This window comes from Synechococcus lacustris str. Tous, assembly GCF_003011125.1.
Taxonomy (GTDB): domain Bacteria; phylum Cyanobacteriota; class Cyanobacteriia; order PCC-6307; family Cyanobiaceae; genus Synechococcus_D; species Synechococcus_D lacustris.
This window is the reverse complement of record NZ_PXVC01000081.1, coordinates 1-8395: the sequence shown is the minus strand read 5'-3', so window position 1 is coordinate 8395 and position 8395 is coordinate 1. Positions and strand designations below refer to the sequence as shown.

Below are 8395 nucleotides of genomic sequence, written 5' to 3'. Positions count from 1 at the left end.
GCTACGCAGCCATACTTAGTTACCAAGTTCGACAGTGCCTGATAGGCCCAATCAGTGGGTTGCACATCAGAAAACTGGCTAACACCTGTTACCTGACCCATCTGTGCTTCTATCGCCAGCATCTTGTCTATGTATTGCTGGTCTTGATAGCGATTAACCGACCCCRTATCTAGGCTTTGGGCTTGACCCGCCAATGGCGACACCACTCCCATTACCAATGGAGCAAGCAATAGCTTGCGAAATGCGTTCATGGTTCTCACACACAAAAAGAACAGGAGGCGCTATGCGCCAAACAGATAATTCCTCCTTAACCAAACAAAAGCCGTRCGAATTGATACAAAAGTGCTGCMWTTGGGTCCAGAGCTGCAAYTGGTTGCTTTGGCTTGGGGCCCTATTRCTGCTCTTGCTGCCGGGCCTWGATCTACCCCTGCGGGATTGGGATGAAGGGATTGTTGCCAGGGTGGCCTTCGAGCGCAGCCAACAGCTGGGCTCCTTTGCTGATCTACTGCTRCCCAGCTATTGGGATGCCCCCTAYCTAAATAAACCGCCCGGCCTGCACCTATTAATTGCCGTTGTTATTCACCCTTGGCTGCAGGCGGGCCTGTTGCCACCYGCCTGGGCAGTGCGTTTTATGCCYGCCCTGCTCGCCAGTGCCGTGGTGCCCCTGGCCGCTGCCATCAGCCGGCGCCTACGGCCCAATCAACCCATGGCTGCTTTTTGCAGCGCCGCCATCTGYCTCACCCTTTTGCCCTTGATGCGCCATGGCCGCCTTGCCATGTTGGATGGCGCCCTGGTGAGTGCCAGTGGTTTGCTCTGGTGGCAACTGCTGCGGGCTAAACAACACCCTGCTAACGGCGGATTTTGGGCTGGCCTTGGCGGCAGTGGCCTACTACTACTAAAAGCACCAACCCTCTTGCCGGTATTAGCARCAGGCCTGCTGCTRCTGGCCATGGATCGTGTTTTAAGCAAACGCCASTGGTTGCTACTGCTTAGTGCCCTTGCCCTGGGCCTAATGCCAGGTGKTGGTTGGCATCTCTGGCATTTTTGGGCCCGGGGTGATCAAGCCCTTTGGCTATGGGCTGGTGATGGCGCCGCAAGGGTGTTGTTGCAGGCGGGGGAAGGCAGCAACCTCGGCTGGCGGATTCCTGTTCTTGAAGTRTTGGAAGGGGGCTGGCCCTGGTTGCCCCTCTGGCCTTTTGCCATGGCCTCGGCCTGGCGGCAACGCCACACCCCAGCAGGCCGCTGGCCYYTGGGGCTGCAATTGGCCATGGCCGCCACGGTATTACCGCTACGCACCCAATTGCCTTGGTATAGCCACAGCCTTTGGTTGCCCTTTGCCCTGCTCTGCGGCCCCCAGTTAGCCCAATTGATCCAACAGCGGGGGGGTGCAGTGCTGCGGCGCCTGCCCTGGTTTTGGCTGGGGCTAGGGGCACTACTGCTAATTGCTGCCCCATTTAGCCAGCATTGGTTTGTGRTYCCAGCTGCCCTTGGCCTATTAATCGGGGGCTGGRGCCTGCGGCCAGGGGTGCAAARCAACAACCGGCGCTGGCGGGGMGCCCTGCTCTTGATCAGTGGTTGGTGGCTTTCGCTTTTCCTTTTGATGCAAGGCCCCCTATGGCTWTGGGAACTGGCGGAACAGGTGCCGGTGGCAGCGGGAGCCGSCCTGGTGCGGCGGGCTGATCCCCGCATACCCATTGCCCTATGGCAAATGGCGGAACGGCCTAGCCTCAGCTGGCAAAGCCAAAGGCGTTTATTACCCCTAGGCACACCAGCGGCTGGAAACCTGCAACTGTTGAGCCTGGGTGAGGGTCCGGCCCCAGAGCTGGCGGGTTATGGCTGTATAAAAAACCACAACGGGGAAGATGGCTGGCAGTTGTGGCTATGTAAGCCAGCACCTTGAGCGGCCCCCTAAATCTCACGGTGGTGCTTGCCACCTACAACGAACGCGAAAACCTGGCGCCGATGTTGGCCAAGTTAAAAGCCCTCCTGGGCCAGCGTTATCGCCTCGAAATAATTGTGGTAGACGACGACTCCCCCGATGGCAGCGCCGATTTAGTGCGCTCCCTTGCCCGCCAGGATCCCCGCATCCACCTGATCCGGCGYGTGGGCAGGAACGGTTTATCCAGTGCCATCCGCGAAGGTTTATTAGCTGCCAGCGGTGAARTGGCCGTTGTGATGGATGCCGATGGCCAACACGAACCGGAGGCGGTGGATTTGGCAATAAGGGAGTTGATCAGYAGCGATGCCGATCTAGTAATTGGCAGCAGGTTCCATGCCGGCGCTGTTATTGAAGGGCTTTCGCCCCAACGGCAACGGGGCTCCAGCCAAGCCAATCGCCTGGCCCGCTCCACCCTGCCCGCCTATGCCCAACTATCCGATTACATGAGCGGCTTTTTTGCCCTCAGGCCCGACCGCTGCGCTAAGGCCATTCGTGCTGTGGATGTGAGTGGTTTTAAATTTCTCTATGAGTTGCTGGCGGTGAGCAAAGGCCAGCTGCAGGTAAAGGAAATCCCCTTGCACTTTCAAGCRCGTCAGAGTGGYAGTTCCAAGCTTGATAACGCTGTGGTGTGGGAYTGGCTTGTTTCCGTRGTCCACACCGCCTGTTTCAGGGTGGTGCCRAGGCGAGCSGTGAGCTTTGGCCTCGTGGGCCTAACTGGGATGGTGGTGCACTTTGCTATCTACGGCYTGATGCGCAGCCAAGGGGTGGCTTTCCTAACCACCCAACTGGTGGCGGTGATCATGGCGGCCAGTTCCAATTACTTGATCAATAATTCACTCACCTTTCGGGCTAAGCGCCTGCAGGGTTTTGCCCTTAGCGCCGGCCTRCTGAAATTTTTGCTGGTTTCATCCCTAGGAATGGCCGCAAATGTGGGTTTTTCAACGGTGGTATTCGCCAGCTTGAAAGGGGGACCCATTGCCCTGCTTGCCCTGTTGGCKGGCATCCTTGTGGACTTCGTTTGGAAATACGCCGCCTCCTCCCGGTTTGTGTGGAACGTTCCCTACTGAAATTCCTATTCAGCWGCTGGGCCATAAGCCGCTTGCTGCTGCTGGCACCGCTGCTGCTGCAACCACTGCCCCAGGCCCTAAACCGCTGGGATGTGGTGCACTACCTYGCCCTAGCYCAACACGGCGCCCAAGGCAATTTGCAGGCTTTCTTTCCGCTTTGGCCCGCCTTAATTGCCTGGTTATTTTCAGCTACCGCAACGATTTCAAGCAATGSGTTTCTATGGGCTGGCTTTGGCCTTGCMAATTTTGCTTTTTTAATTGCCYTGGGGCTGATGCATCAGCAAGCCCTGCGTTTATGGGGTGATCGTGCCGCCCGCTGGACGGTGCTTYTGGCTTGTTTCAATCCCYTTAGTTTATTTGCCGCTATTCCCTACACAGAAGCCCTCTATCTACTGCTAACTGCCGCTGCCCTAAGCCAAACCGTGGCGCCCTTGCTGCAGGGAGTGGCGGCTGGTTTAGCTGCCGCCACCAGGCCCACGGGGGTGTTGCTGTTGCCGGGTTTTCTACTGCAACGCCGCTGGGCTGCAGCAGTTTTAACGGGCCTTGGCCTTGGGGCAGTGTTGCTGCTTGGTTTGCGCAGCAATGGTGATCCATTTGCTTTTTTGCATGCCCAACAAAGCGGCTGGGGCCATCAACCGGGCCTAAACCTTTCCGGCCTGCCCCGCTGGCAGCGGCTATTCAGCCAGATCCTGCTGGGCGGGCAAAACACAGAAGCCGGTGAGCTGGTGGATTTTGTTTTTCCGGTTTTGATGCTCAGCTGCGCCCTGCTGGCCATAGCCGCCTGGCGCCTAAATCAAAATCGCCCTAACAGTGCCCTAATACTTGGCGGCATCAGCCTTATGGGTGCCTGGTTGCTGGCGGGSAGTCCATTTCTAAATGGGGCTATGGCAATAGCAAGCGCTGCACTTTTGCTTTGGGGTTGGGCCCGTTTACCCCTMGAGCAACGCTGTTTTGCCTTGGCAAGCATTGCCGCCTACCTACTCAAACAAAACACGATCAGCTTTGAGCGCCACCTCTATGCCACGGTGCCCCTATTGCTATTGCTTGGTTTATGGGCAAGCCTGCATCCCCGTTGGGCCAAATTATTACTTGGGTTTAGCTCCCTACTTTGCCTTGTATTTGGCCTGCGCTTTGCCAGTGGTGGCTGGGTGGGTTAAAGCAATTGCGCTAGTAATTGCACCTGTAGCTCCTCCAGCAACTCGAGAATTTTGCGGCGCTCCGCTGGCAGGGGGGTGGGTTCTGAGTCGTAACGGGCTAAAACAGCAAAATCATCCAGCTCCAAAAGTTCAGGAGCCAGCAACACAACCTGATCGCATTCCGCAAGTTCTTGCAGTAGTCGTTGCAAAGAATGGCTGCGGGGCGGCTCCTTGGAACGAAAAACAAGAAATGCTTTCAACAACTTTTCCAGGGTTTGTTGAGCCAAAAACCCCCAGTCTTCATCTGCAAAAGTTCCTTGATCTAAACACCCTCTCAAGCTGCCCAAGTGACGCTCCACCAGCCGCATAAGTAGCAATGCATCCTCAGTTGGCGACATACAACTCCTTGCCTTCCCGCAGGGCCCTTGCAACAACATGCCAACGGGAGCCGGCCAGTCGTTTGGCATCCTGGTGGCCTACCACCACCAAATCCACTGCTACCGGCAGCTGCAATGGCCGTAATGCTGCCCGCAAAGCACGCAAAATTTGTTGCCGTTCGGCCGGGCTAAGGCTGGCCTGCTGCACTAACACAAGCAGATCAATATCTGAATCCGGCCTTGCATCACCCCTAGCCCGCGAGCCAAATAGAAATAATTGGGGTGGCAAAGATAGTGCCTCAATTAAGGCTGTTGTAACAGCCTTGAGGGGAACTCCAGTTGTAGGGCTGCTAATCACCATTACTGAATATTATTGCCAGCCAATGCTTCAAGAGCACAGGCGCGGCTTTGGCTTGAACTTGGGGCGCCACGTTTAAGCACCAGCGCTCCATCAGCGCAATGCACCACCCCATAGGCACCCTGATCTAAGAGCTGCAGGCTGCGGGCCCGCAACACCAATAATTGATCACGATCTTCTGGAAATGCAGCCAAGAAAGGGCGATGGAAACGGGGTAAAAGGGCGATCCAATCCACCGGCTGGGGTTTGCCCTGKCGATTAAGGAAATCGCTATGAAATGGATAACGCAGCAGCACTGGCCGCTGGGCCAGCCTTGGCAAYAAAGGCGTGTGGGCCGCCACCGATGCCCCGGGCGGAATAACAGCCAAAGCGGCGAGGGCCGCTTGGCGGCGGGCCCATTGCTCCTGAATACCAGCCTGGGCCCAGGGCTTAATGCTGTCTGGAATTAAGGCGGAAAGGCTGCGGTGGGGGTTGGCGCTAAGGGCTAAYAACAATGAAAGGGYAATGRCAGCTGTCCAGAGGCGCCTRAACCATTTACTGCCGTATAAACCCTGGTGGCTGCGCCACCAAAACACCACACCGCCAAATACCCCAGGCGCTAAATACAACACATAGCGCAAACCTGTGGCAAGGGCGCTGAAACCTTTAGCCGCTAGGGCAATAAATAATGGCGCCGCAATTAATAACCACACATCAATTGAAAACAACGGCACCAGCRCCAGGGGCAACATCGGTGCCAGCAGATATTCAAGGCTGCGGCCMGGCGGGCTMACCAGTTCCTGGARCAGCTGCAGCGGTTGCTTTGCCAATGCCAAAAGCAACCCCAAGGTGCCGCCGGCACTTTGATATTGGCCAAATTTTTCCGAAAGGAAGCGTTCATTCACATCAGCGCCCAGCAATGGCTGCAGCCAGGCTGTTACCAGCACCACGTAAAAAACCGACCAAATCAATACAGCTGCCGCCAGCCGGCGCCTTGGCAGCCGCAACACCCCCCACAGRCCAATGCTAAAACTCACAATCCCGGCATCACCCCGCACCAAGGTGATCATCAAGGCCGCCCCTAGGGCAGGCCAGCARCGCCYCTKGCGCAGGGCCCAAATCAAACAAAAACCCAGCARTGGCACTGGGCAWAGGTCGTGAAAATTCTCAAGCAGCGGCCCAATCAGGGTGATGGAGCAGTARTAGGCAAGCGCAATCCGTAGGCCAATAGCTGCGGCCAGCCCCTCAGAAATAGCCAACTTGAACAGCATCAAGCCACCTGCGGTGAGTAAACCCACCTGCACTAGGGGCAGGGCATAGATGCCAAAAATTGGAATTAATGGCACCCAGAGCTGGCTAAGCAAATTGAGGTGCTGGCTGGCATGCAAATAGCCCAACTGGGGCAATTGCCCCCCTAATTTCACCGCCGCCGATAGTTCCGCCGAGAGGGTGCTTTCAAACCAACGGCCCTGGCTACCACTCCAGAGCTCCTGCAAAAACAAGCCTTGGTCGTAGCTGGCGCTGAAACCCTCCARCCGCCATAGCTGCAGGCCAAAACCAAATACAAAAAAAGCTGTTGCCGCTAAGGCAAGCTGCCGATGGATSGGCTCCCGGAGGACCATTGGAACACCGCAGAGCAAGGATGCGTTTAATTCTCCCTGGCCCCTGGCTACCGATGCTGCTGGGTGCTGCCCTGCGGCTTGTGAATATCAACGCCCCAATCATTGGTGTGCACAGTTGGCGCCAGGCAGATACCGCTGGCCTAGCCCGTAATTTCCACCTCAACCATCTGCCAATTTGGCTGCCCCAGGTGGATTGGGGTGGTGCTGGCAGCGGCTATGCCGAAACCGATTTCCCGATTTATTCCTTTGGCGTAAGCCTGCTTTATCAATTGTTTGGCGTGCAGGAATGGTTGGCGCGGGGCCTCAGTTTGCTCTGCACCATTGGCGCCATCTATTTAATTCAAAGGCTTGGCAGCAACCTSTTTGGCCGGGAGGCGGGCTGGTGGGGCGCCCTSTTTTTTGCCCTTCTGCCCCTRTCGGTTTTCTATGGCCGCAGCGTGCAACCGGAAGCACTGCTGATGCTCAGCTCGGCCCTTGCCCTGGAGAGGGGCTTGGCCTTTCAACARCGGGGCGGCAAGCTCAACTTGKCCTTGGCTGGMMTTGGCTTAGCGGCGGCCAGTTTGATTAAGGTGCTGCCCCTGTTTTGGCTTGGGGTACCGCTGTTGGCCCTTGGCTGGCGGAGGTGGCAGCTGTGGTTGGTGGGGGGCCTGGTGTTGATCGCAACCGTTGCTTGGTATTGGCATGCCCATCAGCTATTTCTGGAAACAGGCTTGAGCTTTGGCTTTTGGGGCAGTAAAGCCTCCCGCTACAGCTGGGGCGATTTATTGAACTGGCGTTACTGGGGCGACATCTTGCTGCGCTTTAGCCTGCGGGGCCTWGGGCTGGTGGGGCTACCACTGTTGATTTGGGGCCTTTGGCTACCAGCGCAAAGCAAACAAGAAAAAATATTGCCGCTTGGCTTGCTTGCGGTGTTGCTTGCGGGGGCATTAGCCCCCAGCTCCAGTTATATCCATGAGTATTACCAATTACCGCTTTTGCTATTTGCWTGCCCGCTGCTGGGAAAGGCTTGGCAGGATCTATGGAAACGCGCCACYTCGATCGGCAGGCGCTGGTTGGTGATCGGCTTTTGCCTATTGGTGCTGATCAGCCTCACGGTGCTGCGGCTYAATTATTGGAATCTAGAAAATGTTGCRAGCTCACCAATTTGGGCCCARGCCCAAGAAATAAAAGCCCAAACGCCAAGMAATAAACCGCTGGTGAGTGTTACCGCTGGTGATCCAACCCTGCTCTACCTGAGCGATCGCAAGGGCTGGCTTTTGCCRCCGGAGGCGATTAATCAAAATCTTATAAACCAAYTAAAACAGCAGGGGGCCAGTGCTGTTGTTGGTTCTTGGCAAAGAATTGAAAACTACTCGGCTTTCCCAGATGGGCCCACAAAAGAAAATTTAAAAAAAGTATTACTCAATCTCAAATATAAAAAGCCAACTAAATCAGAGGATAACTACATAATTAAAATTGATTGAATATTAACTAATTGATTGAAGGGCACCTCGAAAAATTGATGTAGCTCTAGATAGAGGTTCGGTTTGAGTTATAATTCTCTGAGATAATTGACTGTTACCAATGGGCCAAAAGGGTTTCTGGGACGAACAAGAAAGAGTATCAAAGCTCAAAAATAAGAAGCCTGTTCTAACYTGCCTTTCGGAWTCAATTCCATGGGAAGCATTTCGYCCATTACTTGAKAAGGGTTAYAKTCAAGARCGCAAGAGCAATGCTGGCCGYAAAAGAATTGATCCCCTTATTTTATTTAAAATGCTGGTTCTCCAGCAACTTTTTAACCTGAGTGATGAGGAGGTTGAGTTTCAAGTTAATGACAGGCGTTCGTTTGAGGAATTTGTTGGTTTGGGCCTGAGTGATGAGGAGGTTGAGTTTCAAGTTAATGACAGGCGTTCGTTTGAGGAATTTGTTGGTTTGGGC

Annotated in this window: 8 protein-coding genes and 1 pseudogene; 5 read left to right on the top strand and 4 right to left on the bottom strand. The window is 55.2% G+C overall.

The window, feature by feature from the left end; all coding sequences use genetic code 11:
- Window positions 1-251 (bottom strand): annotated as a pseudogene (locus C7K08_RS11640) (iron uptake porin); the annotation flags it as partial.
- 152 nt (window positions 252-403) lie between these two features.
- On the opposite strand from C7K08_RS11640, the gene C7K08_RS15885 reads away from it, so the two are divergent.
- From C7K08_RS15885 to C7K08_RS11625, 3 genes are read left to right on the top strand one after another with little or no spacing between them, the layout of a single operon-like run.
- Window positions 404-1900, top strand: a complete 1497-nt coding sequence (locus tag C7K08_RS15885) for an ArnT family glycosyltransferase (protein WP_162532472.1) — start codon at window positions 404-406, stop codon at window positions 1898-1900.
- Window positions 1897-3006 carry a glycosyltransferase gene (locus C7K08_RS11630; RefSeq protein ID WP_241537232.1) on the top strand — a complete coding sequence of 370 codons (1110 nt, stop codon included), beginning with the start codon at window positions 1897-1899 and terminating at the stop codon, window positions 3004-3006. Before C7K08_RS15885 ends, C7K08_RS11630 begins: the two co-directional genes overlap by 4 nt.
- Complete coding sequence (locus C7K08_RS11625; RefSeq protein WP_106500771.1) at window positions 2988-4163, top strand: mannosyltransferase family protein; 1176 nt, start codon at window positions 2988-2990, stop codon at window positions 4161-4163. The genes C7K08_RS11630 and C7K08_RS11625 overlap by 19 nt, the downstream gene beginning before the upstream one ends.
- Here the strand turns inward: C7K08_RS11625 and C7K08_RS11620 are convergent.
- The 3 genes from C7K08_RS11620 to C7K08_RS11610 are packed head-to-tail and all read right to left on the bottom strand — an operon-like array spanning window position 4160 to window position 6478.
- Window positions 4160-4540 carry a HEPN domain-containing protein gene (locus tag C7K08_RS11620; protein ID WP_106500770.1) on the bottom strand — a complete coding sequence of 127 codons (381 nt, stop codon included), beginning with the start codon at window positions 4538-4540 and terminating at the stop codon, window positions 4160-4162. The genes C7K08_RS11625 and C7K08_RS11620 overlap by 4 nt on opposite strands.
- Entirely contained in the window at window positions 4527-4880 is a 354-nt protein-coding gene (locus tag C7K08_RS11615) for a nucleotidyltransferase family protein (protein ID WP_106500769.1), read from the bottom strand. Before C7K08_RS11615 ends, C7K08_RS11620 begins: the two co-directional genes overlap by 14 nt.
- Window positions 4880-6478 carry a DUF2079 domain-containing protein gene (locus C7K08_RS11610; RefSeq protein ID WP_106500768.1) on the bottom strand — a complete coding sequence of 533 codons (1599 nt, stop codon included), beginning with the start codon at window positions 6476-6478 and terminating at the stop codon, window positions 4880-4882. The genes C7K08_RS11615 and C7K08_RS11610 overlap by 1 nt, the downstream gene beginning before the upstream one ends.
- Window positions 6479-6498: 20 nt before the next feature.
- On the opposite strand from C7K08_RS11610, the gene C7K08_RS11605 reads away from it, so the two are divergent.
- Window positions 6499-7941 carry a glycosyltransferase family 39 protein gene (locus tag C7K08_RS11605; RefSeq protein WP_133165245.1) on the top strand — a complete coding sequence of 481 codons (1443 nt, stop codon included), beginning with the start codon at window positions 6499-6501 and terminating at the stop codon, window positions 7939-7941.
- Window positions 7942-8041: 100 nt separating this feature from the next.
- The coding region (locus C7K08_RS11600; protein WP_423218698.1) for a transposase at window positions 8042-8395 on the top strand (354 nt) is incomplete at its 3' end.